Source organism: Wansuia hejianensis, assembly GCF_014337215.1.
GTDB lineage: Bacteria > Bacillota > Clostridia > Lachnospirales > Lachnospiraceae > Scatomonas > Scatomonas hejianensis.
The window spans coordinates 3509734-3535231 of record NZ_CP060635.1; the positions used below are offsets into that span (position 1 = coordinate 3509734).

Consider the following 25498-nt stretch of genomic DNA (forward strand, 5'->3'; position numbering starts at 1 on the left):
TCAACTCTGGCCATTTCGTATGGGGAGAGGGCAGGCGGCTCTTTTAGTGCAGATATGGTACGCGAAATAGCAAATCAAGTGTTCAAGCACCGCAATGTCCGGAGGATGAAAACGTTTTCAATATTATTGACAACTTCAATTTTAAATGATAAGGTTAAAAAGTAAGAGAGGGTATATTTTAGTTATATTTTAAAATAAATTGGAGATGGAGAAAGTATGGTACGGGATTCTGGGGAAGAAAATAAAGTATTTAAGATCAATGATATTGCCAGGATGGCAGGCGTGTCGATTACAACGGTTTCCAGGGTGTTAAATGACAGCGACAAAGTCAGTAAAAAAACACGCAAAAAGGTGCTTCAGGTGATCCAGTCCGTTGACTATGTGCCCAACGAGATGGCCAGGGGGTTGGTCATGAAAAGCAATAAGATCATCGGCATGCTGATTCCTGATATTTTCAATGGGTATTATGCGGAGCTGACCACTTACATAGAACCGCTCTTGAGTGAGAAAGGCTATTCCCTGCAGCTTTGTATCACTAATTCTGAGCCTGACAAGATCGCTTATTATATTGACGACATGATCCGACGCAGGGTTGCCGGCATAATCATACTGAGCATGGGAATCGATTCGGATGAGATGATACGAAAGATGAGGAACAGCATGGCGGTAGTCTCTATAGAAGGCGATATAGAGGGTGTTGACCGGATTTGCGTGGAGAACAAACAGGGGATTTATGCTGCCGTAGAAAATCTTATAAAAAACGGGCATAAAAAAATTGCGTTTGTAGGGTATCAGTTTGAGCGGGGCAGCCTGGGTAAAAGGGTTGAGGGATACCGGAAAGCTATGACAGACTATGGGGTGGAAATCTGCGAGCAGTATGTCATCGATGAGGGGAATCACAAGAATCCGGGATATTCCGCAGCGCTGAAGCTGCTTCAGCTGGATGACCCGCCCACAGCCGTACAGTGCATGAACGAATACTGCGCACATGGTGTCTACATGGCGCTGATGGAGAAAGGAATCAGGATTCCTGATGATATATCCGTCTCCGCATTTGACGGCCAGGAAAATACGAAGCTTCTGGTTCCCCGCCTGACAACTGTTGCGCTTCCCATGAGGGATATGGCAAAGGAAGCGGTGGAGCTTGTAATACACAATATTGAATTCGGCAATCCGGAAGTCTTACGGTCCGTGACTTTGCCGACAGTGTTGAAAACAGGCAACTCGGTAAAGAACCTGACTGGGATATCACAGTTGGTATACCCACAGGGCACCCCGTAATGCATGCCCTGTGGGTATAAGTAATGAAATAGCAGGGGTGTTGAATGGTAGCATGAAATGAAAACGATTTCAATAAAAATATTGACAAGATGGAGATAGTATAGTATTATAGCGTTAAAGAAAAAGAAGATACCAAAAACATATAAAAAATAGCATATATCCGGCTGTTGAATGGGAAAATTATACAATGATTACGCCCGCATAAGCAGACTTGATGTATGCAAATTTTTTGGAAACTGATGAAAACGCTTTCATTTTAAGGTTCTAAATTGTTTGTTCGCAGGCGATGGGAAAGAGAAACGTGTGAGCGGGGGCATTTACCGGAAAGCGGAACAGCAATTTAAGAATAGAAAACTATTTAAATACTGGGAGGTATGAAAATGTTAAGAAAAAGGATTGTAGCATTACTGGCGGCAGGTGCAATGCTGACTGGCACATTGGCAGGGTGTGGCAATAGTGATTCCGGCAGCAAGGCGGCGAGCACATCCGGGAGTTCCGCAAAGACAGAAGCACAGTCAGCTTCATCGGAGTCTAAGAGCAGTTCCTCATCCGCAGCATCCGGCACATCGGGCAGTGAGGCTAAAGGAGGAAATGATCTGATTTCAGACTACGCGTCTTATGAGACGGTGGAAGCGGCAGATTTCATCTCCAGGGACAGCTTTAAGCTGAGCGGAGATGTGAGCAAGGAATATACGATTGCCTATGTGGCAGGCAATATGGGATCCGCTTATTTTTACGCAGGGCCTACGGAGACTCAGAAATACATAGAATCTTTGGGGTGCAAATGCCTGATTTCAGACGCGGATGCAGATCTGGCGACACAGGTAAACCAGATTGAAAACTTTATCACTCAGGGCGTGGACGCGATCATCATCAACGTAGTAGATCCGCCGTCAGGTGTGAGCGAAGCCCTTCAGAAGGCGGCAGATGCAGGAATCCCGGTGGCAGCAGTAGACAGTATGTTGGATGAGAATTTTGAAAACTATCTGGCATTTATCGGAAGTGATAATTATGCCCTTGGATTCTCCTGCGGCGTTGCTGCGGCCAATCATCTGGTTGAGCTTTACGGTGAGGTAAAAGGTACCTGCGGCGTATTCGACGGAGTGGAAGGCAATGCCGTGGCACAGCTAATCTATGACGGTTTCTGGGACGGCGTGGCCAGCATCCAGGAAGATCACAAGCTGGAAGAGGTTTCCCACCTGTATGGCGGCGCATGGACAGAAGAAGCCGGGCTGCAGATGGCGGAAGACATGCTGGTGGCCAATGAACATATTGATATTATGTTTGCAATCAGCGATCCGTTCCTGATGGGAGCTTTAACAGCCTGTGAACGCGCCGGAAGAAGCGAGATGTTCATGTGCGGGCGCGACGGGGACAAAGCGGCTCTCAAAGCGGTGAAGGACGGTACTGCGGTTAAATTTATCGCAGGGCAGGACCCCGTGGGTATGGGCATTATCGCAACAGATCTGGTGCTTTCCTATCTGGAGAACGGAACCCTTCCGGAAGCACGTATCCTGCGCCTTGCTCCGATTGAAGCCGGCGTGGATAATATTGATGAAGTATACGATCCGGACGCGGCATTCTAAGCGCTGGAAGAGAATGGGTACGGAAGGAACAGCTTCCGCTGTTCCACAAAGTATGGGCTGTCATATCAGGGTGTGTTATGACGGCTCATGCTTTATCACGGAGGAAGATCAGTGTTCCGGCGGATCGCTTGGGTTAGCCGGAGCGCACTTGGAGAACTATCATAAACAGGAGGACACGGAAATGAACACAATGTTAAGCCTCAAGGGCATTGAAAAATATTTCCAGGCAGTCCACGCGTTGAAAAGCATTGATTTGGATGTTTATCAGGGAGAAACTCTGGCGCTGGTCGGAGAAAATGGGGCCGGCAAAAGTACGCTGGTCAAGATACTGACCGGGGCGCATAAAAAAGACGCCGGAACGATTCGGTTTAACGGTCAGGCTGTTGAAATTACTTCCCCGATTCATGCGAAGAAGCTGGGAATCTGCCAGGCTTATCAGCGGGCGGAATATGTGCCGGAGCTGAGCGTGGCAGAAAATATATTTATGGGAGAGCCGGAGTACACATCGAGAGGATTTGTATCCTGGGGAAAGATGTACCGGGAGGCTCAGGAATCTTTAGAAGAATACGGACTGAGCATTGACGCTCACATGAAGATGAAAAATCTCAGCGTGGCAGAGTGCCAGCTGATTACGATTGTCAAAATGCTGCGGCAGAAGCCGAAGCTGGTGATTCTGGATGAGCCTACTGCGGTGTTGTCAGACAACGAGGTGGATATCCTGTTCCGGATGATCCGCAAGATACAAAAGGAAGGTATCACGATTATTTACATTTCCCACAGGCTGGATGAGATTTTCCAGATCTCCGACAGAATTGCAGTCATGCGCGACGGGATGATGATTACCGTTCTGGAGAATCAGAACCTGACCCACGAGGATCTGGTGAGCCATATGCTGGGCAGAAAGCTGGAGACCATGTTTCCGCCGAAATCCGGGGGGCCGTTTACAGAAGAAGAGCTGCGGGTGGAGAATTTTACGAATGAATATCTTCACGATATATCCTTCACAGTGCACAGAGGAGAGATTCTGGGGATCGTAGGTCTGGTGGGATCGAAGCGGACAGAGCTGGCCAGGGCGATCTATGGGATCGACCGTTTGAAGTCCGGCCAGATATTGATTGAGGGCAAAAAAGCAGATATTCATTCGCCCTATGACGCCATCAGGCACGGGATTTTCCTGGCACCGGAGGACCGGAAGGGGGAAGGGATCGTTCCGGAGCGGTCTATTAAGGAGAACATTACTTACAGTGACATGGACCGTTTTTTTCATCTGGGCATGGTCCGGAGGAAAATGGAACAGGACTACGCAGAGGAGCTGAAGCGGCAGATCCGCATTAAAGCCCCATCTACAGACACGCTGTGCAGACAGCTGAGCGGCGGTAACCAACAGAAGGTCGTGGTCGCCAAGGCGCTGACCTCAAAACCCAGGATATTGATCTTCGACGAGCCGACCCAGGGGATTGACGTGGGGGCCAAAGCAGAGATCTACGAGCTGATCCATGAGCTGGCAAAGAGCGGGACGGCGGTAATCGTCATTTCCTCTGAAATGGAAGAGGCGATCGGTATTTCCAACAGACTTCTGGTCATGCGCGAGGGCAGGATTTCGGGCATGCTGGAGCCGGAAGAGATGACCAGTGAAAATACAATACGTTTGATGTATAGGAGTGAATAAATCATGGCAGGAAGAAAAGAAAATAGAGAAACAGTAAGTGCATTCAAGCAGTCTTTAATGGCCCAGGTCATCCCGCTTCTGGTACTGGTGCTGATTATCATCATTTCCAGCATCGCATCGCCTGTATTTCTGACCTCTGCCAACTTTGAAAATCTTCTTCTTCAGATGGCGGTGACGATGATTATCAGCTGCGGTATGTTCACGATTCTCCTGACCGGGGGCATTGACCTTTCTGTGGGTTCCATCGTGGCCGTGTCGGGCGTGATGGTGGCGACGTGGATTGAAACCATGAACTGGGTGCTGGCCAGTGTGCTGGCGATGCTGGTAGGCCTGGTGCTGGGTCTTTTGAACGGGCTTCTGGTGTCTAAGCTGCGTGTGGCACCATTTATCACAACCTTAGGTACTATGTATTTTGCGAGGGGACTGGCGTACTGGTTCACAAGCGCGAAGACGATCCTCTGGACAAATTTTGATAACGTATCCGGCTTCAAAACCATGGGCGGCGGACGTATATTCGGGTTTCTGCCGATCCCCGCGCTGATCTGGATCATCGTCTACATAGTTACAATTCTTCTGGTGAAATATTCCAAATTCGGACGTGTCTGCTACGCCATAGGCGGCAATGAAGAGGCGGCCAGGCTGAGCGGAATAAAAACGGGATTTTACAAAATACTGCCTTATGCGTATACAGGCCTTCTGGCAGGGCTCGGCGGGGTTGTGCTGACTGCCCGGCTGGGAGTGGGGGCGCCGGCCAGCGGAGACGGACAGGAAATGGATTGCATCACAGCGGTCGTTGTGGGAGGCACTTCCTTATCAGGCGGTTCCGGAAATGTTCTGGGAGTCCTGATCGGAGCCTTTATCCTGGCGATCATCAATAATATTCTGAACCTCTGCAATGTGCCTGCTTATCCGCAGCAGATGCTGAAAGGAATTATCATCGTGGCGGCAGTGATCCTTTCCTCATTCCGGGAAAAGAAAGCCGCGTAAAAAGTCTGATTGGAGGAAGTTGTATGACTGGTATGCGTGCAGCAGTTTTATATGGGAAAAAAGACATTCGGATAGAAGAAGTGGAAAAGCCGTCCGCAGGGCCCGGAGAGGTCGTCGTGCAGATAAAGGCGGTGGGGATCTGTGGGTCGGATGTCCATTATTATGAAGAATTCCGGATGGGAAAGACCTATGAGATGGTTGAGCCTCAGATTTTGGGGCATGAGCCCAGCGGGATAGTGGTGGAGACGGGAGAAGGTGTGACAGGAATAAAGCCCGGGGACCGGGTGGCTGTGGAGCCTGGCGAGACCTGCGGCTGCTGCCGCCATTGTAAATCAGGCCACTATAACCTGTGCGGAGACGTGCGGTTCCTGTCCACACCCGGCAACAAGGGGGCTTTCGCGGAATATCTGGTGATCGGAGCCGATATGGTGTTTCCGATACCGGACCGGATGTCCTATGAGGTCGCAAGCCTGTCGGAGCCGCTTTCCGTGGGAATCCACGCCTGTGAGCTGGCGGAGGTGAAGCCGGGAGATCGGTTGATGATTCTCGGGGGAGGGCCCATCGGTATCATGGCAGCGGCGGCGGCGTTGGCTTTTGGGGTGACAGATATCACGCTGGGAGATATTCAGGAAAACAGGCTGCAGTTTGCGAGAGAACACTGTCATGTGAAACACACGGTGAATACCGGAGAGCTGAAGACAGAAGAAATCGTGGAACGGTTTACGGGCGGAGAAGGGTTTGACTGTGTCATCGAGACCTCCGGCGCGCCTGTGGCTGATTATATGTCTGTGGATCTGGTGCGGAAGGGCGGCAGGATTTCTCTGGTAGGCATTCCGAAGGATGAGGCGGTGCAGTTCCATATCTTTGATATTATTGATAAGGAAGTCACCTTAAAGGGGGTATTCCGGTACGCCAACAGCTATCCGCTGGCCATCCAGATTTTGGATTCCCGGGTAATAGACTTTGACGCCGTGATCACGAAACGCTTTGAACTGGAAGAAACGGCGGAAGCCATGGATTTTGCGCTAAACCATAAGATGGAATCTGTGAAAACTGTGATTGTGAACGCGAAGTGAGCAGAAGTGACGGAAGGGAGCAGGAAAGATGAAAGCAATACTGTTAAAGGATAAGGAAGAGATAAGCATTCAGGAGGTTCCGAAGCCTGTCCCGGCAGAGGATGAGGTACTGGTCCGGGTGGAAGCAGCGGGACTGTGCGGGTCTGATTTCCACATTTACCACGGCACCTATCCGGCGAAATATCCACTGATTCAGGGACACGAATTTTCAGGGGTGATCGAAGCCGTAGGAGAAAGGGTATCCGGCTGGCAGCCGGGACAGCGGGTGACGGCTGATCCGAATATTTACTGCCATCACTGCTATTATTGCCTGAAGGATCAGGAAAATATGTGTGAAAACGCAGAGGCTTCCGGCGTCACGAGGAATGGCGCCTTCGCGGAATATGTGGCGGTGCCGGCTTCCCAGCTCTATGAGCTGCCGGATAATATCAGCTTTGAAGAAGGAGCGATGATTGAACCTCTTGCCTGTGTGCTGTACGGAGTGAAACGGCTGAAACCGGAATACGGGAGCAGGGCTATCATATTCGGCGCGGGCCCCATGGGCCTGTTGCTGCTGAAAGCGCTGAAGACAGGCGGAATTAGCCGGCTGGCGGTAGTGGACATTGACGGGGAATGCCTGGAGAGGGCGAAAGCTCTGGGCGCAACAGATGTATATGGTTCGGCAGCGGAGGCAAAGGAGGAGTTTCCGAGAGGGTTTGACGTGGTAGTGGACGCTACGGGCAATCCGAAGGTCATCGGGGCCATGTTCACGGTGGCGGCGAAAAGAGCCAGGATTCTGCAGTTTGGCTGTGCGGACAGCAGCGCTGAAGTCACAATCAGCCCCTATCAGATCTATGACAATGACTGGGAGTATATCGGCACGAGAACTGCGGTTTATACGTATACGCAGGCCATTGATATGATTTCCAGCGGGAAAATTTCTGTGAAGGATATCATCAGCGAATGTGTCCCCATGGAACGGCTGGCAGATTACCTTGAGAACGGCAAGCCGTCCGGTTCTTTGAAAATTGTGCTATGTCCGCAAAAATGACAGGATGAAGGATTGAAGTCTATGAAGACAGAAAAAAAATATATTTTATCCCTCGATCTGGGGACGCAGGGTACCAAGGCAGCCCTGCTGGATCTGGACGGAAACGTGATTACATGTGGATTTTCCGAAAATTTATTTTCAGAAAGTGACGGCGGCGAAATCACGCTGAGTGCAGAAAAACTGCTGGCAGGCGTCCTGGCGTCCACGAAAGCGGTCCTGGAAGGCCGGCCGGACGCGGCTGCCGGAATCGCAGCGGTCGGAGTTGTGGGGATGATGGCCGGCATCGTGGGGATAGGGGATGGCTGGGAAGCCCTGACTCCTTATGATTCAGGTCTGGATAAGAGGTGTGAAACAGCGATCCGCCGGATGCAGCAGATGGGCGAGAACAAGGTCATAGAGCTGTGCGGCAGCCCAATCATCGTAGCCCAGGGAGCGAAGATGTACTGGTGGAAGATGAACCATCCGGAAGTGTTTGCCAGAGTGAAAAAATTCGTGCCGGCTTCCACATATGTCTGTGGCTGTATGGCGGGCCTGAAGGCGGAAGATGCCTATATCGACTATACTCATATCCACCTGACCTGTTTCGCCGATGTAGAGCACAACGTCTGGTCCGGGGAACTGCTGAAACTGTTCGATTTCCCGGAAGAGAAGCTTCCTAAAATTGTAGCGCCCTATGACGTGATTGGCTGTGTTACCAGGGAATGGGCGGATAGTTCCGGACTGCGGGAAGGAACCCCCATTGTGGCCGGCTGCGGCGACACTGCGGCGTCCAGCCTGGGCGCAGGACTTGTCCGCAAAAATATGGTGCTGGATGTAGCGGGTACCGCTTCGGTGCTCACAGCATGTGTCAGTGAATACAGGCCGGATACAGAGAAAAAGATTCTGATCTGTCCCCGGTCTATTATACCGGGACTCTGGACGCCCTTCGGATTTGTTCTGGGCGGGGAGACCATGAGCTGGTATTTCGATCAGATCAATTATGACGGAAGCTATTCTTTCGGTGAGCTGGCGAGGGCGGCGGCAGGTGTGGAAAATGAAGGGCTGTTTTTCCTTCCGTATTTCGCAGGCCGGATCTGCCCCAGCGAGGCCGGCTTTTCAGGGCACTGGCTTGGTTTGAAATTTTACCATGGCAGAGAGCACATGTTTAAATCCATTATGGAATCAATTGCTTATGAATATAAATTTTATCTTCAGAGAATCCATGAGTTGTTTCCGGAGCTGGAGATCCGGGAGGTTCTGACAGGCGCGGGCGGAGCGCGTTCCCAAGAATTTACCCAGGTTAAGGCTGATGTGCTGGGGATGCCGTTTGTCCCTCTGAAGCAGAAGGATACTTCACATAAGGCAGCGGCGATCATCGCCGGATACGGAGTGGGGATTTACAGCGACATGAGCGAAATGGCGCTGAAGATGAGTAAGAAATATTATGGTGACAGAGTTTTTCCGGAAGGGCAGAAAACGGAGAGATACTCCGCTCAATACGGTAAATACCTGGATATCGTCGGCTATATGAGCGAATTACACAGAAAATTTGTGCTATAAACGGATGGAGGTATAGAGATGTTAACATCGAAGGAAAGAGTCATGCGCGCGATGAACCATCAGGAGGTTGACCGGGTTCCCCTGGACCTGGGAGGCATGGCCTGCTCCCTGCTGGACGGCGTATATTTTAAATTGAAGAACTATCTGGGGTTCCGGGAGAACATCGAGCCCTTCCGGGAAGGAAGCAACAGCTGTTATTATGATGAGAGAATTCTGGATTATTTTGATATTGATATCCGCCGGCTGTTTGTAAAGACTTCAAATAAATTCCCGATCCACTTTCCTGACGGTACCTTCCAGAATGAGTGGGGAATTCTTCAGAGGCAGGGACAGTTTGGGGTGGAATTTGTGAAAAATCCGCTGGAGGGAGCGGAGATTGAAGATCTGGACAGCTACCCCTGGCCAAGGGCGGAGGAATTGATTGATCTGAGCGGGATGAAGGAACGGGCCAGGGAGCTGCATGAACAGAATAAGTATGCGGTTTCCCTGCGGGCGCCGATGAATGGAATCTTTGAGATTTCCTGCTGGCTCCGGGGCATGCAGAATTTTCTCGTGGATATGCTGTCAGATGAAGAATTCGCCCATGCTCTGGCGGAAAAAGTGCTGGAGGTACAACTGGACTGGTATGGCTATGTGCTGGACGAGGTGGGACCTTACTTGGACATCGTGGAAACAGGAGACGATTACGGAACCCAACATTCACTGATGCTTTCGCCGGACTGCCTGGAAGAGTTTATACTCTCCCGGAGAAAGCGGCTGAATGATATGATCAAAGAGAAGGCGCCGGGGGCGAAGATATTTCTCCACAGCTGCGGGGCGGTCAAACGCTGCATACCCAACCTGATCGCCTGCGGCGTGGATATCCTGAATCCGGTGCAGACGGCGGCCGCGGATATGAATCCTTATGACCTGAAAAGGGAATTCGGCGACGCCATCTGTTTTCACGGAGGGGTGGACACCCAGCAGGCTCTGAGAGGGACTGTGGACGACGTGGAAGAGGAAGTGAAGAAAATGCTGGATGCGATGAACCATCGGGGAGGTTATATCCTCACCAGCTGCAACCATATCCAGAATGACATACCGGTAGAAAATATAATTGCGATGTTTGAAGCCGCTAAAAAATACGGCGGTGCGTGAAAGCGCGCGGGAGGAGCAGGAGAAGAATTATGATCTATACAGTGACACTGAATCCTGCCATTGACAACGTCATACAGACGGAGGCCTTTCAGAAAGGCCATATCAACCGGGCCTGCCGGGAGTATATTTTTCCCGGCGGAAAAGGGGTTAATGTATCCCTGGTTCTGGAGCGGCTTGGCATGGAGACTGTCGCGCTGGGCTTTCTGGCCGGAGCGACGGGGAAGGCGTATCAGGCGTTGCTGCAGGAGAACGGGCTGAACCACGGTTTTCTGTTCCTGGACAGAGGGTTTACCAGAATCAACACGAAGGTGAGCGCAGAAGAGGAAACAGAGATAAATGGAGGAGGCCCTGGGATCCGGGAAAGGGACCTGGACCAGCTCTGCGGGCAGCTGGCGTCTGCCGGTCCGGAGGATTTTGTGGTTCTGTCAGGCAGCGTGCCCAGCAGGATATCCGGTGCTTATGCCTATATTCTGGAACGGATCTCCGGTTGTGGCGCCGGTATTGTGGTGGATACAACGGGAGAAGAACTGCTGCAGACTCTAAAGTACCGTCCGTTTCTGATTAAACCGAACATCCATGAGTTGAGTGAGCTGTGTGGAGCTGCCATCAGGACGAAGGATGAACTGGCGGCCTGTGTACGGTCTCTGCAGAAAGCCGGGGTGAGAAATGTCCTGGTATCCATGGGAAGGGACGGGGCATGTCTGTTCACGGAGCCGGGAGAAGTCCTGTATGCAGCAGGAATATCCGGGAAAGCAGGCAACACGGTGGGAGCGGGCGACTCCATGGTGGCCGGCTTCCTGGCCGGCTATCTGACTGGCGGCTCTTACAGAGAGGCGTTGCGCACCGGCGCTGCAGCCGGTACAGCGACTGCGTTTTCTTTCGGGATTGCGGGTGAAGAAGAAATCACAGGTTGTATGGAACAGGTGGTCATCGAGGAATTAAAAATATGAAAAGTATAGCGATAGATTTTGGCGGAAGCAGTATTAAAATGGTGCTGTTTCAGGATGGAAAAATATCGAAGAGAAGGACCATTCCCGCTTACTCCCACAAAGGGCTGGCCCCGAGGCTTGCCGATACGGAAGCGGCGGTCAGGGGAATGCTGGAAGGGGAAGAGCTCAGGGAATATGCCGGTGTGGGAATTGCCATGCCCGGGATTGTCGACCCGGTCCGGAAAAAGGTCCTGGGGATCTATGATAAATATGAGGACAGCAAATCGCTGGATCTGGAACAGTGGTGCCGGGAAGCTTTCGGACTTCCGATGGTCATGGAGATGGACTCAAAACTGGCCCTCATGGGAGAACTGAATTCCGGCTGCGGCCAGGGCTATAAAGACGCGGTTATGCTGATCCTGGGTACAGGCGTGGGAACGGCGGTCGCCTTTGATGGTAAAATTCTGAACAGCCGGAATTATGTGGCCGGAGCATTATCCTCTCATATTATTATTAATATGGACGGCGATCAATGCACCTGCCCCAATTCTGGCTGTCTGGAAGCGACGGCGTCCGGTTGGGCGCTGGAAAGGCTGGTGCGCAGCCAGCCGGAATATATTGCCAGCGGTCTTGCGGGCGAAGATGAAATTAATTTCCGGATACTGGAAAAATGGTATCTGAAGCAGGACAAAACGGCAGTCAGCGTATTAAAAAAATGCGTAAAAGCCTGGAGAACGGGCATCCTGAATCTGATCCATGCCTATGACCCGGAGCTGGTAGTCCTGAGCGGCGCCATCATGAATTTCAGAGGCCTGTATCAGATGCTGACAGAAGGGCTTGACAGATTCATCTGGGACTGCTGCGGCCATGTGGAGATTAAAAGGGCAGAACATCCGGAAGACTCTGTGTTGTATGGCTTGTATCATCTCGTAAAAAATTTTATGACTGTATATAATTAAAGAAATCAGGAATACTACCAGTATAATACAGAAAAAAGGAGATCATAGTATGAAGTGTGTAAAGAAAATTATGCTGGGTGTGCTGATGGTAGTAGCAATCGGCGTTGTGATTACTGCCTGTGGCAAAGATAAGAATACGACCGATAATTCCAACAAGCCAAATACAGAAAGTACCACCAACGATGAGGACGGAGACAGGAAAGACGACAACAAGAACGATACCAAGGATCTTCCGGACGAAAGCGGCGATACGGTAGATGGAACCGACGGAAATACCACAGATGGCAGCGTAACGGACGGAGTGGGCGAAGGCCTGGAAGATATGGGAGAGAATGTTGAGAACCTCGGGGATACCACTACCCAGGCTCCTGCAGGTACAGACGGCGCAGCGGAGACGACTCCGGCACCATAACTAACGGCGATAACAGAGAAATAAAAGAAAGGCCCCGGCAGGGCCTTTTCTTTTATTATCAGATTTTTTCGTGATTATGAAACTTTCTCAGAACCTTCTGGATTCTTTCTACCGGGTCTAACAGGCTGCTGATGGATGTGTCGTGGTTGAGCGTATCAATGATCAAAGCGATGTACTTGCTCATGTCACAGCTGATATAGTAGGGCTTCTCAAGAAGCTCAGGAGTCTGATATACCAGATTGGTGGTCACCAGCTTTGTGAAATAGCCCTTTTCATATGCCTTGTCAAACTTCTCAAGACCATTGGTAAACAGGCCAAATGTACAGCACATATAAATATTGCGGGCATCCTGTTCTTTCAGAAGCTTAGCTACCTCGATCATGCTGTCTCCGGAAGAGATCATATCGTCAATGATGATCATATCCTTGCCGGCCACATTGGTTCCGAGGAATTCATGGGCTACAATAGGATTGCGCCCGTCAATGATGGTAGAATAATCCCGGCGTTTGTAGAACATGCCCATGTCGACGCCCAGGTTATTGGCAATATAAATTGCCCGGCCCATGCCGCCCTCATCCGGGCTGATGACCATCAGATGGTCAGAATCGATCTTCATGTCCGGAGCGTTCCGGAGGATATTCTTGATAAACTGGTAAGCCGGCTGTATAGTCTCAAAACCATTCAGCGGTATGGCATTCTGGACACGCGGATCGTGGGCGTCAAAGGTGATGATGTTCTCAACACCCATGCTGACCAGTTCCTGCAGGGCCAGGGCGCAGTCCAGGGATTCTCTGCCGGAGCGCTTGTGCTGGCGGCTTTCATAGAGGAAGGGCATGATTACATTGACCCGGCGGGCTTTGCCGCCCACGGCTGCGATGATGCGCTTCAGATCCTGGAAATGGTCATCCGGGGACATATGGTTTTTATGCCCGCAGAGGGAGTAGGTGAGTGAATAATTGCAGACGTCGACCAGAATATAAATATCGTCGCCGCGGACAGATTCATTGATGCGCCCCTTTGCCTCTCCGGACCCAAAACGTGGTACGCTGGACGGGATGATGTAGGAATCTCTCTCATAGCCGTCAAAAGCCAGGGTAGATTTGTGTTCATGTTCCCGTTCCTGACGCCATTGGACCAGGTAGTTGTCTACCTTCCGCCCCAGCGGCATACAGCTTTCAAGGGGTATGATTCCGAGCCTGCCTACAGGGAGCGTCTCGAAATAGTTTTCATTTGTCTGCGACATGGTTGTTTCCTCCTGATAATTGTTTTTGTATGCGAATGTCGTTTCCGAACAGCCGGATCATTTTGTAGTGACTTAATATGCGGGAAAAGGTCCGCTCTGAATAAGTCTCGGCAAATTGCGCCAGCGAAAGATTCGTAGAGATAATCGTCGATTTTTTCTGCAGAATCCTTTCATTGATACATAGAAAAAGCTGAGAAGAGACGAAGGTATTGGTCAGCTCCGTGCCCAGATCGTCAATAATCAGCAAATCACAGTCGAAAAGGTGATGGTGAGCCTCCCGGGTTTCGGCGCTGGTGAAAAACTTGTTCTGCTCCAGCAGCTCGAAGAGATCGAAGGCAGTGAGATAAAGGACGCTGTATCCCAGCTCTATCAGTTCTCTGGCAATGCAATGGGACAAAAAGGTCTTTCCCACGCCTGTATCGCCATAAAAGCAGATATTTTCAAAGGAATTCACAAATCCCTTCACGAATTCCCCGGCATGCTTCAGGGCAAGGGCGGCCGTCTGACGGGAGGTCAGCCCGCTGTCGCCGTTGACAATATCCTCAGAATAGTAATCCAATGAGAAATTTTGAAAATTCTCTTCCTCCAGGACTTCCCGGAGATTGGACTGGGAATACAGAAGTTCCACTTCTGCGCGGCGGAAGCAGATACACTTCTGTCCGTGAATAAACCCGGTGTCCTGACAGAGGGCACAGTCATAGTGAAGCTCCAGGTAATCCTCCGGAAGTCCATTGGACAGCAAAAGTACCCTCCGCTCCTCGGAAAGTTCTTTCAGAGCGGCGGGCAGGTCAAAATCCTTTTCATAATTCTTGTTGAGCAGTATACGTGCTTTCTTCAGGCTGAGAGAAGCGACCTCGCCGTCTATTTCAGAGAGGCGGGGAATCCTTCGCCGGGCGTTCGCGATGCGCCGGTCCTGTTCCCGCCTGTTGCGGAGCTGCCTTTCATTATAGAGACGCAGAACCGCGTCGTATTGGGAATTCGTCAGTGGCATGGTATCTCCTTCGTGCTGCTGATTACTGATCCATCAGTTGTTTTTCAAATAACTCTTTTTCCAGCTGCTTGTAATCGTAATCCCTCTGGTGAAAATTATTAAACCGGTTCGATGCGACAGGCTTGGCCGGCCGGGATGCGGCGGAGGCCTTCTGGTGCTGGCTGGCTTTGTGCTTATCATCCAGGGTGCGGATATCTTCCGGTGTTTGGACGCCCTGCCTCTTCCAACTGGAAAGAATGCCTTCTGCGTATTGGAAGCTGGGCTGTCCGGTCTGGGTGACCGTGCGTGAACAGGCCTCGATAATGATATCCATGGAGAAGCCGTATTCCTTCAGCCAGCGCTCCATGCATTCTGTCTCTGCAGGAACCGGATTGCGGTTCCGGATGCCAAATGCCTTTAAGATTGCGTAATAATTCTTGTTCCAGGTGTTCGTGCGGGATTTTGCCATCTTAACGGTCCGGATGCCGTCCTGGTGCCATTCCAGGCCCACTTTTTCTATGTAGTGGAGGCTGGTGCTGCCTTTGGAAACGCAGTATTCTATTAAATATTCCAGCAAATCCATGGGGAAATGCAAAACGTCATAAAAATACAGTATTCTGCTGATATCTGTAGGGCTTAAAGTGCGGCCCATGTACTGCTCGGCCAGGAAAAGCAGCTGTCGTATTTCGTCGTTCTCTTTCTGCAGTTCCCGGACTCTTATGCTGGACAGGCGCGCTGTCTGGGTAGCCTTTCCGGCGGGCACAGACTCCGCATGGGAGAGACCATCCGCCGTCTTTGCGGGTATCTCTGAAGCTTTCGCGGAATGCGTTCCGGAAGGTACAGGGCCTCCGGATGACGGCTGGGCTGTTCCGGAAGCTGCATTGGCCGTGAGTTCCGATGTTTTCACAGGAGCAGCGGAGAGAAAACGGATTCCGCTCAGATTCCTGCCATCGAAGGAAAGGGCCAGCAATCCCGCCTTTTCCCAATAGCGCAGAGCTCTCAAAATGTCTTTTTCTGTGCAGGAAAAAACATCTGCCAGAGAGGATAGTGTCGGATGCACATCCGGCTTATGCGTAATCCTCAGCAGATAAAGATATATTTTTACAAATTCCCCATTGGCCTGGGGCATGTAGGTATCCACAAATTCGTCCGGTATGACGGAGACACATGACAGGAGATTGTCCTGAATGGATATAAAACTCATAAAAACACCCTCTTCTCAATCTGCGCCGGGTATTCCCGCAGTGCGGCATAGCCGCAGTCTGTATGAATGCGTGTCTTGCCCTTCTGCCGGTGGAAATCCTGCTGCATACCAAGTATAGCACAGTATTTTGGGAAAGAGAATAGCCATTTTTTTCAGGGGAATTTCGGGGGGAGAATGTGAAAAATGTGGAAAGTGTGGAGAAAAAATACCCCGATCGGTTCCTGTCGAGAAATAATGTCGTAAAAGCCCGTATTTTACAGATTTTTAACAAAATCTGCAAGAGAACTTATGTAAATTGGTTTTACACAAAAAATCCACATGTTTATTCGTTTTAAATTGTGAATAAGCATGTGGATAGTGTGGATAACTATTTTCCGAGAAGTGTTTCTCCAATCTTTACAACGTCTCCCGCGCCCATAGTTATCAACAAATCGCCTGGGGAACAATTTTTTAATAAGAAATTTTCAATTTCGTCAAAGGTCGGAAAATAATGGCATTCTGTACCGGACTCCTGTATCTTTAACTGCAGATCAGCGGAAGAAATTCCGATAGTATTTTTTTCACGCGCCGCGTAAATATCTGCCAGCACAACTTTGTCGGCCAGTGTCAGTGCCTCTGCGAATTCCGGAAGCAGCGCCTTAGTGCGGGTGTAGGTGTGAGGCTGGAACACGCACCAGATAGTTTTGTGCGGATAATTCCGGGCGGCATTCAGAGTGGCCCTGATCTCTGTCGGGTGATGGGCATAATCGTCTATAATTGTCACTTCACCGACCTTTCCTTTATATTGGAAGCGCCGGTCTGTTCCGTAGAATGTGGAAAACCCCTTCTGTATCAGTTCGGGAGTGATGCCGAGCCGGGTTGCCAGGGCGATAGAAGCCAGCGCATTGGATACGTTGTGAATACCCGGAATGTGCAGGGAGAACTTGCCTATCGGTTCCCCATGACAGAGTGCGGTGAAGGAGGGATGACCGAATTCATCATACTCAATCCCGCAGGCTGTATAGTCTGCTTCTGCCTTCAGTGAATAGGTGATAACCTGGCAGGACAGTCCGTTGGTGATAGTTTCGTAGCAAGGGGTGTCGGCGTTAATGATGAGAGTGCCGTCTTCAGGAAGAAGTCTGGCAAATTCCCGGAAAGAGTGCCGGATATCGTCAATATCCTTGAAAAAATCCAGATGATCGGCATCAATATTTAGAATTAGGCTGATTTTCGGGAAGAAGCTCAGAAAGCTGTTGGTATATTCACAGGCTTCTGTGATAAATGTCTCAGACTGCCCTACCCTGATATTGCCTCCTATCGAGGGGAGGATACCTCCCACTGATATAGTGGGGTCACAGCCTGCTTCCATCAGGATGTGTGAAGCCATGGAAGTGGTGGTTGTTTTACCATGGGTGCCGGATACGGCAATCGGTATCTGATAATTCTTCATGATCTGTCCGAGCAGCTGGGCGCGGGTCAGCATGGGGAGGCCCTTAACGGATGCGCATGTGAATTCAGGGTTATCCGGGTGAATGGCTGCGGTATAAACGACCACATCAATATCATCAGTAATATTTGCGGCAGACTGCCCATAGATAATGTGAGCGCCTGAATCGGCCAGACGGCGGGTCAGATCGCTTTCTCTGGAGTCTGAGCCGCTGATGGTGAAGCCTTCCTCCAGAAGGATCTCAGCCAGGCCGCTCATGCTGATGCCGCCGATTCCGATGAAATGAATGTGTATGGGTTTTTCAAAATTAATGGTATACATGTTTCCATCCTTATTATAGTATAAATTTTGTGAGATCATTCTCAAAGGTGATTATACCCTTTTCCGTCATAAATGTAAATCTGAAAAATAATTGTAATCCGGGGTGTTTTAAGCAGAAAGCGCTTTATCTGAGATCGAATCACAAAAAGTCGGAAATTGTAAAAAATAGATGAAAGGAAGGAAAAAAATAACGAAAAACTGTACAATATATTGTAGAAATTTCTCATTTTCTGCGGCGAACAAAAAAAATTATAGGGCAAAAGTCATAAAATCGGAGAAATATTTTAATAAAAAATATTAAAAATGTTCACAATTTTTGGAAACTATGCTATAATCAATTATCATATACAACAAGAGGTGATCGCATGATAAAAAAAGAGATGATTGCTATGTTGCTGGCAGGCGGACAAGGCAGCAGGCTCGGAGTTTTGACTTCGAAGGTGGCGAAACCAGCCGTGGCATTTGGCGGGAAATACCGAATTATAGATTTTCCGTTAAGTAACTGTATTAATTCGGGAGTTGATACAGTTGGTGTTTTGACGCAATATCAGCCTTTGCGACTAAATACACATATAGGAATCGGCATTCCGTGGGATCTGGACCGGAATGTGGGCGGAGTTACGATTCTGCCGCCTTATGAAAAAAGTACAAGCAGTGAGTGGTATACCGGAACAGCTAACGCGATCTTTCAGAATATGGCATACATGGAAACCTATAATCCAGATTATGTACTAATCTTGTCCGGTGACCATATATATAAGATGGATTATGAGGTAATGCTGGATTACCACAAGGCCAACAAGGCTGATGTAACCATTGCGTGCATGCCGGTTCCCATTGAAGAGGCCAGCCGCTTTGGGGTCATGATCACCGATGGGAATGGAAGAATCACCGAGTTTGAGGAGAAGCCGGAGCATCCCAGAAGCAATCTGGCCTCCATGGGTATTTATATTTTCAGCTGGAAAGCGCTGAAGGAATCGCTGACTGCCCTGAAGGACCAGCCCGGCTGCGATTTCGGCAAGCATATCCTGCCATACTGCCGGGATAATAGCATGCGGCTCTTCGCTTATGAGTTTAACGGTTATTGGAAGGATGTAGGGACTCTGGGTTCCTATTGGGAAGCCAATATGGAGCTGATTGATATCATACCGGAATTTAACCTCTATGAAGAGTTCTGGAAGATCTATACAAAGGGCGATGTAATTCGTCCCCAGTATATTTCATCGGAAGCAGTGATTGACCGCTGCATAGTTGGTGACGGCGCAGAAATATACGGTGAGGTACATAACTCCGTAATCGGGGCAGATGTACGAATTGAAAAAGGCGCAGTCATCCGGGATTCTATTATCATGCGGCACAGTGACGTAGGAGAGGGAACTCAGGTTAATAAAAGTATTATCGCCGAGAATGTTACAATCGGGAAAAATGTTCAGCTTGGTGTCGGCGAGGAAGTGCCTAATGTGGAAAAACCGAATATCTATAGCTGGGGCCTTGTCACAATCGGGGAAAATACTGTAATTCCTGACGGCGTGAAGGTCGGCAAGAACACAGCAATTTCCGGAGAGACCAGTTCAGAGGACTATCCGGATGGGGAGCTGCCCAGCGGCGGCGCACTTCTTGAGAAGGACGGTGAATAGATATGAGAGCACTGGGAATTATATTGGCTGGCGGCAACAGCAGCAAGATGAGAGAGTTATCCAACAAGAGGGCCATTGCGGCCATGCCTGTGGCGGGAAGCTACCGCAGCATAGATTTTGCCCTGAGCAGTATGACCAACTCTCATGTACAGAAGGTGGCGGTATTGACACAGTACAACGCCAGATCTCTGAATGAACACCTGATGTCTTCCAAGTGGTGGGATTTCGGAAGGAAGCAAGGAGGCCTGTATGTGTTCACCCCTACGGTTACGGCTGACAATAGCTGGTGGTACCGGGGGACGGCAGACGCCATCTATCAGAACCTGAAATGGCTGAAGAACAGCCATGAACCTTATGTGATTATCGCTTCAGGAGATGGAGTGTATAAGATGGACTATAATAAGGTCCTGGAATATCATATCGCCAAGCGGGCTGACGTGACGATCGTCTGTACTGAATGCAGGGATGACGATCCCAGCAGATTTGGCGTCCTGAAGATGAACGAAGACTACAGGATCGAGGAATTCGAGGAGAAACCCATGGTTTCAAGCTCTAACCTGATCTCCACCGGCATCTATGTGATCCGAAGGCGCCAGCTAATTGAGCTTGTGGAGCGGTGCGCCCAGGAAGACCGTCATGATCTTGTGAAAGACATCTTTATCCGCTATAAGAATTTAAAACGGATTTATGGATATAAGATAGATACTTACTGGAGCAACATCGCAACAGTAGAATCCTATTATAAGACAAATATGGATTTTCTGAAGCCTGAAGTGAGAGATTACTTCTTCAGCCAGTATCCGGGTGTCTATTCTAAGATTGATGACCTGCCCCCGGCAAAATACAATCCCGGAAGCAGCGTAAAGAACAGCCTGATAGCCAGCGGCTGTATCATCAATGGACAGATAGAGAACTCCGTCATCTTTAAAGATGTCTATGTGGGCAACAATTGCGTGATCAAGAATTCTATCGTTCTTAATAATGTTTATCTGGGGGATAATACGCATATTGAGAACTGTATTGTTGAAAGCCGTGATACGATTCGGGCAAATTCTTATCATTGCGGGGAAGATGGTATTAAGATTGTAGTAGAAAAAAACGAAAGATACGCAATCTAGTTTATGAGGCGAAAGGGGATAAGGTTTTTATGCAGATTACAGATGTCAGAGTACGCAAGGTAGCAAAAGAGGGAAAGATGAAGGCGGTGGTATCCATCACGATTGATGATGAATTTGTAGTTCATGATATCAAGGTGATAGAGGGCGAAAAAGGCATGTTCATAGCTATGCCCAGCCGAAAGGCCACAGATGGGGAGTACCGGGATATTGCTCATCCGATCAATTCCGCTACCCGTGATAAAATTCAGAAGATCATTCTCGACAAATATGAGCAGGCAATGGCAGAGGATGTCGAAGAAGCCATTTAGAAAAACTGTATAATTTTTGAAGAAGGTATGGACACCGTATTTTGCGGCCGAGGAGGTTTTGACGGCAGAATGCGGTGTCTTTTTCAGATTGGTTCCAATTGGGCGGTGAGAAGGAGGGGGGTGGATACCCAGCCTTTCTGGTCATCTAAAACGCTTCAGCCAGGCTCGCCGAAAGGGTTTCCCGCTGCTTTTCGTCCGTATATCCATCCCCTTGCCCCCCCATTTTTTGGGGGATTGCCGGGGAGTTTGGTAGTGGGCTATAATGAGATTTGTATAATATGGTTCGAGGAGGTCCGTTATGGTTTTACCAGAGCAATTTAAGAACAGGATGAGGAATATGCTGGGGGATGAGTATCAGGATTTTATAGATAGCTATGAGATGCCGCGTCAATATGGGCTGAGGGTGAATACGCTGAAGGTTTCACCGGAGGAGTTTGGGGAGATGGCTCCGTTTCCGGTGGAACGGATTCCCTGGATAAAGAACGGATTCTTTTATAAAGAAGGGATTTTTCCGGCGAGGCATCCGTATTACGCGGCAGGGGTCTATTATCTCCAGGAGCCTAGTGCAATGACCCCGGCCAGCCGCCTTTCGGTGGAGCCGGGGGACAGGGTTTTGGACCTGTGTGCGGCTCCGGGAGGGAAGGCGACCGAGCTGGCGGCCAGGCTTAAGGGGAAAGGGGTGCTAGTGGCCAATGATATCAGCAACTCACGGGCCAGGGCATTGCTGCACAATCTGGAGCTGTTCGGGGCGGCCAACATTTTTGTAACGAATGAAATCCCGGCGAGGCTGGCAGAGAGCTTTCCGGGGTATTTTGATAAAATACTGGTGGATGCGCCGTGCTCCGGGGAGGGGATGTTTCGGAAGGACCCGGATGTGATTGGTTCATGGAGCAGTGAACGCGTGGACTTCTTTGCGAAGCAGCAGCGGTCGATTGTCAAAAGCGCGGTTGAAATGTTGAGGCCGGGCGGGGTTATGCTGTATTCTACCTGTACATTTTCGGCGGAGGAGAATGAAGGGACCGTAGGATGGCTTTTGGAGCAAAACCCGGAGCTGGAACTGCTGAAGCTGGAGCCTTACGAAGGCTTTTCAGAGGGAAAACCGGAATGGGGCGGCGGGAATGAGACGCTTTCCTGCTGTGTCCGGATCTGGCCGCACAGAATGAACGGAGAGGGACATTTCATGGCGCTTCTGAGAAAACGGACGGCGGGCAGTGAAGATGAACGGAAGAGGCTGGAACAGCAGGAGGAAAAGCAGCAGAACAGGGTGAAACGGAAGAAGAAGGAGCAGCCGAAGGCAGAGGGAAAATTGGAAGCAGAGGAAAAGAAGCATCTGGAAGCATTTTTGCGGGAAGGAGGGGCACAGCTTCCCTGCGGCCGGGTGGAAAGCAGAGGGGGAAAAGCGTACCTGGTCCCGGAAATGCCGGATTCTGTCAAGGGGATCAGATTTTTGAGAAACGGTCTGTATCTGGGAGAGTTTAAGAAAGGAAGATTTGAACCGTCGGAGGCTTATGCCATGTATCTGTCTCCGGAATGTTACTCTAAAGTGCTGAGCTTTGGAGCAGAAAGTGAACAGGTGGAAATGTATCTGCGGGGAGAGACTGTTTTTGACATAAAAGTGGGTGAGAAATGTAAAAATGGGTGGAATTTAGTCTGTGTCGATAAATTTTCTTTGGGCTGGGGGAAATTGTCAAATGGGGTGTTAAAGAACAAGTACTTGTGTAGCTGGAGAAAAAATTAAGCTATATCTTGTATAAAATGATTCAAAAGTGATACAAAAAAGCGACAAAATATTACGTTTATGTTACAAATAATTAAAAAATGCTTTCATTTTTTAAGACTCTGTGGTATAATCAAAAAAGCACGGGGAGCAGAGGATCTGTCAGAGACTCTGGTGCAAGTCTTTTCTGGAAGTGAAGAGCCAGGGAGGGCGAGGGGTAACATGAGGTGTAAGAGATGAAAAATAGGAAAAGATTCTACGGGATTCTGGCCGCATTCTTAGTCGTGGCGAATGTATTGCCCTGCTATGGTGCAACCACTCAGGAACAGATTGGAGAGACACAGCAGGAGAAGCAGCAGACGGAAGCTGAATTGCAGACCACAGAAGCGAGAATTGAGGCGCTGGAATCTAAAAAAGGTGAGTCGGAAGCGTATTTGTCAGAACTGAACCAACAGTTGTCCGATTTGACATTGAGCCTTCAGCAGCTCCAGCAGGATTACAATGATAAGCAGTCTGAGCTGGAAGAGGTACAGGCTGAGCTGGAAGAAGCAAAGGCCCAGGAAGAAAAACAGTACGAGGATATGAAGCTCCGTATCCAGTACATGTACGAGCATTCAACCAGTACAGGTGCTCTGGAAGCACTGTTTTCGGCAGAAAGTTTTACGGATTTTCTGAACCGGGCAGACACGATGTCCTCGATCAATAAGTACGACCGGGAAATGCTCACTACCTACCAAGAGACTAAGGAAGAGGTAGCGGCGAAGGAGCAGCAGGTAAAGGACGAGCAGGAAGCGATCCGCAAACTTCAGGAAGAAAGTGCGGACAAGCAGGAGCAGGTGCAGGCCCTTTACGAAGCTACATATAATGAAATAAGAGATTATACAGAAGACCTGGAAGGAGCCCAGGGCGAACAGGCCAGTCTGGTGGCGCAGATACAGAAGCAGGAGGATGCTCTGAATCAGCTTCTGATCCAGGCTAAGGAAGAAGAAGTGGCAGCCCAGCAGAAGGCACAGGCAGAGGAAGCAGCAAGGCAGGCGGCTCAGCAGGCAGCGGTATCCAATAACAGCTCTTCGGGAGGCAGTTCATCAGGAAGCAGCTCTTCATCCGGTTCATCAGGGAACGAAGCGTCTCCGGCACCCTCAGAGCCGGAACAAGAGGATGGCAGCAATTCCGGCGGCGGGACCTATCTCGGAAGATTTAAACTGACCGCATATTGCTCCTGTTCCATATGCTGCGGCAAGTGGGCTGAATATGCAGGAACAACGGCCAGCGGGGCGAAAGCAGAGCAGGGTGTGACAGTTGCCATGGGAGGAGTGCCGTTCGGCACGAAGCTATCCATTAACGGCCATGTGTATACAGTTCAGGACCGTGGAACCGCTTATGGACATGTAGATGTTTATTTCTCCAATCATTCAGATGCCTTGGCATTTGGACTGCAGTATGCAGACGTCTACCAGGTTGGCTGATACAGGAAGGTGCCTTGGGGAGGCCTGAGGCACCTTTTCAATATCTTTACAAAGTTAGAAAGAATTTGTATTTAAGTGTTGACATTTTTACGAAATTCTAATATAATAACTTTTGCTGATATTGAGAGCAATCGAAGCGTGGCTCAGTTTGGTAGAGCGCTGCGTTCGGGACGCAGAGGTCGTGGGTTCGAATCCCGTCGCTTCGACGGAAGAGTATTTTCTGATTTGGAAGATACTCTTTTTTTGCGGTTTTACAGGGATTTCACAGGTTTTCCCTTGACTTTTTACAGCGCAGAAGCTATAATGTTCAAGCGTGCATGAAAATGCAGTTGTTTTTATGCGCGTTTTTATAACGATTTACAGCAGCCGTAACCCAAAATTATCAGGAGGTGAAAGGAATGCCAACATTTAACCAGTTAGTTAGAAAAGGCCGTGAGACTTCCGTTAAAAAGTCCACAGCACCGGCTCTTCAGAAAAGCTTCAATTCTCTGAAGAAAAAATCAACAGATATGTCCTCACCGCAGAAGCGAGGCGTATGTACCGCAGTTAAGACAGCAACTCCTAAGAAGCCTAACTCAGCTCTTAGAAAGATTGCCAGGGTTCGTCTTTCCAATGGTATCGAAGTTACCAGCTATATTCCAGGAGAAGGCCACAACCTTCAGGAGCACAGCGTGGTGCTGATCCGTGGAGGAAGAGTTAAGGACCTGCCCGGTACCAGATACCACATCATCCGTGGAACCCTGGATACCGCAGGAGTAGCGAACAGAAAACAGGCTCGTTCCAAATACGGCGCCAAGAGACCGAAAAAATAATCCGCGGCTGTGAAATTTGCCGCATGGAGACTGATTAGAGTTGTATCACAGATTATGGTTAATGTTAAGACGGTTATTCCGAACCTGAACGGCTGCAGGTTGATAGAGAATTTACCGGCGCAGACACATTCGTGTACCATATCAGTGTGAGTACCTGAGATCTAATCGCATTATGATTAAGGAGGGAAGTAACGTGCCACGTAAAGGACATACTCAGAAGAGAGATGTTTTAGCAGATCCGATCTATAACAATAAAGTGGTTACCAAGCTTATCAATAACATCATGTTAGACGGTAAGAAGGGTGTAGCCCAGAAGATTGTATACGGAGCATTTGCTAAAGTTGAAGAAAAAGCCGGAAAGCCGGCTCTGGAAATATTTGAAGAAGCAATGAACAATATTATGCCGGTTCTGGAAGTAAAAGCAAGACGTATCGGCGGTGCCACCTATCAGGTGCCCATCGAGGTCAGACCGGAGAGACGCCAGGCGCTGGCGCTTCGCTGGATTACCCTGTACTCCCGCAAGAGAGGCGAGAAGACAATGGAAGACAGACTGGCTAATGAGCTTATGGATGCCATGAACAACACAGGCGCATCTGTAAAGAAGAAAGAAGACATGCATAAGATGGCAGAGGCTAATAAGGCATTTGCTCATTATCGATTCTAAAGGAGGA

General features: G+C 49.4%; 22 protein-coding genes and 1 tRNA gene. 19 read left to right on the plus strand and 4 right to left on the minus strand.

What is annotated here, in order from left to right; translation table 11 throughout:
- Window positions 1–216 precede the first annotated feature (216 nt).
- The 11 genes from H9Q79_RS16055 to H9Q79_RS16105 all read left to right on the plus strand — a co-directional run bounded on the left by H9Q79_RS16055 (window position 217) and on the right by H9Q79_RS16105 (window position 12605).
- The gene (locus H9Q79_RS16055; RefSeq protein ID WP_118644977.1) at window positions 217–1281 is read left to right on the plus strand and encodes a LacI family DNA-binding transcriptional regulator; all 1065 of its coding nucleotides are present in this window, start codon (window positions 217–219) and stop codon (window positions 1279–1281) included.
- 380 nt (window positions 1282–1661) lie between these two features.
- Window positions 1662–2867 (plus strand): sugar ABC transporter substrate-binding protein, encoded by a 1206-nt coding sequence (locus H9Q79_RS16060; protein ID WP_249328725.1) that lies wholly within the window; start codon window positions 1662–1664, stop codon window positions 2865–2867.
- A 181-nt stretch (window positions 2868–3048) separates the two neighbouring features.
- Window positions 3049–4536: a sugar ABC transporter ATP-binding protein gene (locus tag H9Q79_RS16065; RefSeq protein ID WP_249328726.1), complete on the plus strand. Its 1488-nt coding sequence runs from the start codon at window positions 3049–3051 to the stop codon at window positions 4534–4536.
- A gap of 3 nt (window positions 4537–4539) precedes the next feature.
- On the plus strand, window positions 4540–5523 hold the full coding sequence (locus H9Q79_RS16070; RefSeq protein WP_118644968.1) for an ABC transporter permease: 984 nt from the start codon (window positions 4540–4542) through the stop codon (window positions 5521–5523).
- Between the two features lie 23 nt (window positions 5524–5546).
- On the plus strand, window positions 5547–6599 hold the full coding sequence (locus H9Q79_RS16075) for an NAD(P)-dependent alcohol dehydrogenase (RefSeq protein ID WP_249328727.1): 1053 nt from the start codon (window positions 5547–5549) through the stop codon (window positions 6597–6599).
- A 28-nt stretch (window positions 6600–6627) separates the two neighbouring features.
- The gene (locus tag H9Q79_RS16080; protein WP_118644962.1) at window positions 6628–7629 is read left to right on the plus strand and encodes a zinc-dependent alcohol dehydrogenase family protein; all 1002 of its coding nucleotides are present in this window, start codon (window positions 6628–6630) and stop codon (window positions 7627–7629) included.
- A gap of 21 nt (window positions 7630–7650) precedes the next feature.
- Window positions 7651–9168, plus strand: a complete 1518-nt coding sequence (locus H9Q79_RS16085) for a xylulokinase (RefSeq protein ID WP_249328728.1) — start codon at window positions 7651–7653, stop codon at window positions 9166–9168.
- Between the two features lie 18 nt (window positions 9169–9186).
- Window positions 9187–10305, plus strand: a complete 1119-nt coding sequence (locus H9Q79_RS16090) for a uroporphyrinogen decarboxylase family protein (protein WP_118644950.1) — start codon at window positions 9187–9189, stop codon at window positions 10303–10305.
- 29 nt (window positions 10306–10334) lie between these two features.
- The gene (pfkB, locus tag H9Q79_RS16095; RefSeq protein WP_249328729.1) at window positions 10335–11255 is read left to right on the plus strand and encodes a 1-phosphofructokinase; all 921 of its coding nucleotides are present in this window, start codon (window positions 10335–10337) and stop codon (window positions 11253–11255) included.
- Window positions 11252–12193, plus strand: a complete 942-nt coding sequence (locus tag H9Q79_RS16100; RefSeq protein ID WP_249328730.1) for an ROK family protein — start codon at window positions 11252–11254, stop codon at window positions 12191–12193. The genes pfkB and H9Q79_RS16100 overlap by 4 nt, the downstream gene beginning before the upstream one ends.
- Before the next feature lie 49 nt (window positions 12194–12242).
- Window positions 12243–12605, plus strand: coding sequence for a hypothetical protein (locus H9Q79_RS16105; protein ID WP_249328731.1), 363 nt, complete (start codon window positions 12243–12245; stop codon window positions 12603–12605).
- Between the two features lie 58 nt (window positions 12606–12663).
- On the opposite strand, the gene H9Q79_RS16110 is transcribed toward H9Q79_RS16105, so the two are convergent.
- The 4 genes from H9Q79_RS16110 to murC all read right to left on the minus strand — a co-directional run bounded on the left by H9Q79_RS16110 (window position 12664) and on the right by murC (window position 17769).
- The gene (locus tag H9Q79_RS16110; RefSeq protein ID WP_249328732.1) at window positions 12664–13848 is read right to left on the minus strand and encodes a ribose-phosphate pyrophosphokinase; all 1185 of its coding nucleotides are present in this window, start codon (window positions 13846–13848) and stop codon (window positions 12664–12666) included.
- The gene (locus H9Q79_RS16115; RefSeq protein ID WP_118644933.1) at window positions 13832–14839 is read right to left on the minus strand and encodes an ATP-binding protein; all 1008 of its coding nucleotides are present in this window, start codon (window positions 14837–14839) and stop codon (window positions 13832–13834) included. Before H9Q79_RS16115 ends, H9Q79_RS16110 begins: the two co-directional genes overlap by 17 nt.
- Before the next feature lie 22 nt (window positions 14840–14861).
- The gene (locus H9Q79_RS16120; RefSeq protein ID WP_118644930.1) at window positions 14862–16022 is read right to left on the minus strand and encodes a DnaD domain protein; all 1161 of its coding nucleotides are present in this window, start codon (window positions 16020–16022) and stop codon (window positions 14862–14864) included.
- 367 nt (window positions 16023–16389) lie between these two features.
- Complete coding sequence (gene murC / locus H9Q79_RS16125) at window positions 16390–17769, minus strand: UDP-N-acetylmuramate--L-alanine ligase (RefSeq protein ID WP_249328733.1); 1380 nt, start codon at window positions 17767–17769, stop codon at window positions 16390–16392.
- Window positions 17770–18134: 365 nt separating this feature from the next.
- Between murC and H9Q79_RS16130 the strand changes: the two genes are divergently transcribed.
- The 8 genes from H9Q79_RS16130 to rpsG all read left to right on the plus strand — a co-directional run bounded on the left by H9Q79_RS16130 (window position 18135) and on the right by rpsG (window position 25491).
- Window positions 18135–19406 carry a glucose-1-phosphate adenylyltransferase gene (locus tag H9Q79_RS16130; RefSeq protein WP_249328734.1) on the plus strand — a complete coding sequence of 424 codons (1272 nt, stop codon included), beginning with the start codon at window positions 18135–18137 and terminating at the stop codon, window positions 19404–19406.
- A 2-nt stretch (window positions 19407–19408) separates the two neighbouring features.
- Complete coding sequence (glgD, locus tag H9Q79_RS16135; protein ID WP_118644921.1) at window positions 19409–20524, plus strand: glucose-1-phosphate adenylyltransferase subunit GlgD; 1116 nt, start codon at window positions 19409–19411, stop codon at window positions 20522–20524.
- 29 nt (window positions 20525–20553) lie between these two features.
- On the plus strand, window positions 20554–20832 hold the full coding sequence (gene spoVG, locus H9Q79_RS16140) for a septation regulator SpoVG (protein WP_118644918.1): 279 nt from the start codon (window positions 20554–20556) through the stop codon (window positions 20830–20832).
- Window positions 20833–21130: 298 nt separating this feature from the next.
- Complete coding sequence (locus H9Q79_RS16145) at window positions 21131–22570, plus strand: RsmB/NOP family class I SAM-dependent RNA methyltransferase (RefSeq protein ID WP_249328735.1); 1440 nt, start codon at window positions 21131–21133, stop codon at window positions 22568–22570.
- A 215-nt stretch (window positions 22571–22785) separates the two neighbouring features.
- Window positions 22786–24015: a PcsB-like coiled-coil domain-containing protein gene (locus H9Q79_RS16150; protein WP_118644912.1), complete on the plus strand. Its 1230-nt coding sequence runs from the start codon at window positions 22786–22788 to the stop codon at window positions 24013–24015.
- A 132-nt stretch (window positions 24016–24147) separates the two neighbouring features.
- Window positions 24148–24221, plus strand: a tRNA-Pro gene (locus H9Q79_RS16155).
- Window positions 24222–24413: 192 nt separating this feature from the next.
- On the plus strand, window positions 24414–24827 hold the full coding sequence (gene rpsL, locus H9Q79_RS16160) for a 30S ribosomal protein S12 (protein ID WP_118644909.1): 414 nt from the start codon (window positions 24414–24416) through the stop codon (window positions 24825–24827).
- Between the two features lie 193 nt (window positions 24828–25020).
- Complete coding sequence (gene rpsG, locus H9Q79_RS16165; RefSeq protein ID WP_249328736.1) at window positions 25021–25491, plus strand: 30S ribosomal protein S7; 471 nt, start codon at window positions 25021–25023, stop codon at window positions 25489–25491.
- The last annotated feature ends 7 nt before the right edge of the window (window positions 25492–25498 follow it).

What these genes read in the sequence shown, in the direction of transcription:
- H9Q79_RS16055 (WP_118644977.1), top strand. Translation starts at nt 217, where the DNA reads ATGGTACGGGATTCTGGGGAAGAAAATAAAGTATTTAAGATCAATGAT.
- H9Q79_RS16060 (WP_249328725.1), top strand. Translation starts at nt 1,662, where the DNA reads ATGTTAAGAAAAAGGATTGTAGCATTACTGGCGGCAGGTGCAATGCTG.
- H9Q79_RS16065 (WP_249328726.1), top strand. Translation starts at nt 3,049, where the DNA reads ATGAACACAATGTTAAGCCTCAAGGGCATTGAAAAATATTTCCAGGCA.
- H9Q79_RS16070 (WP_118644968.1), top strand. Translation starts at nt 4,540, where the DNA reads ATGGCAGGAAGAAAAGAAAATAGAGAAACAGTAAGTGCATTCAAGCAG.
- H9Q79_RS16075 (WP_249328727.1), top strand. Translation starts at nt 5,547, where the DNA reads ATGACTGGTATGCGTGCAGCAGTTTTATATGGGAAAAAAGACATTCGG.
- H9Q79_RS16080 (WP_118644962.1), top strand. Translation starts at nt 6,628, where the DNA reads ATGAAAGCAATACTGTTAAAGGATAAGGAAGAGATAAGCATTCAGGAG.
- H9Q79_RS16085 (WP_249328728.1), top strand. Translation starts at nt 7,651, where the DNA reads ATGAAGACAGAAAAAAAATATATTTTATCCCTCGATCTGGGGACGCAG.
- H9Q79_RS16090 (WP_118644950.1), top strand. Translation starts at nt 9,187, where the DNA reads ATGTTAACATCGAAGGAAAGAGTCATGCGCGCGATGAACCATCAGGAG.
- pfkB (WP_249328729.1), top strand. Translation starts at nt 10,335, where the DNA reads ATGATCTATACAGTGACACTGAATCCTGCCATTGACAACGTCATACAG.
- H9Q79_RS16100 (WP_249328730.1), top strand. Translation starts at nt 11,252, where the DNA reads ATGAAAAGTATAGCGATAGATTTTGGCGGAAGCAGTATTAAAATGGTG.
- H9Q79_RS16105 (WP_249328731.1), top strand. Translation starts at nt 12,243, where the DNA reads ATGAAGTGTGTAAAGAAAATTATGCTGGGTGTGCTGATGGTAGTAGCA.
- H9Q79_RS16110 (WP_249328732.1), bottom strand. Translation starts at nt 13,848, where the DNA reads ATGTCGCAGACAAATGAAAACTATTTCGAGACGCTCCCTGTAGGCAGG.
- H9Q79_RS16115 (WP_118644933.1), bottom strand. Translation starts at nt 14,839, where the DNA reads ATGCCACTGACGAATTCCCAATACGACGCGGTTCTGCGTCTCTATAAT.
- H9Q79_RS16120 (WP_118644930.1), bottom strand. Translation starts at nt 16,022, where the DNA reads ATGAGTTTTATATCCATTCAGGACAATCTCCTGTCATGTGTCTCCGTC.
- murC (WP_249328733.1), bottom strand. Translation starts at nt 17,769, where the DNA reads ATGTATACCATTAATTTTGAAAAACCCATACACATTCATTTCATCGGA.
- H9Q79_RS16130 (WP_249328734.1), top strand. Translation starts at nt 18,135, where the DNA reads ATGATAAAAAAAGAGATGATTGCTATGTTGCTGGCAGGCGGACAAGGC.
- glgD (WP_118644921.1), top strand. Translation starts at nt 19,409, where the DNA reads ATGAGAGCACTGGGAATTATATTGGCTGGCGGCAACAGCAGCAAGATG.
- spoVG (WP_118644918.1), top strand. Translation starts at nt 20,554, where the DNA reads ATGCAGATTACAGATGTCAGAGTACGCAAGGTAGCAAAAGAGGGAAAG.
- H9Q79_RS16145 (WP_249328735.1), top strand. Translation starts at nt 21,131, where the DNA reads ATGGTTTTACCAGAGCAATTTAAGAACAGGATGAGGAATATGCTGGGG.
- H9Q79_RS16150 (WP_118644912.1), top strand. Translation starts at nt 22,786, where the DNA reads ATGAAAAATAGGAAAAGATTCTACGGGATTCTGGCCGCATTCTTAGTC.
- rpsL (WP_118644909.1), top strand. Translation starts at nt 24,414, where the DNA reads ATGCCAACATTTAACCAGTTAGTTAGAAAAGGCCGTGAGACTTCCGTT.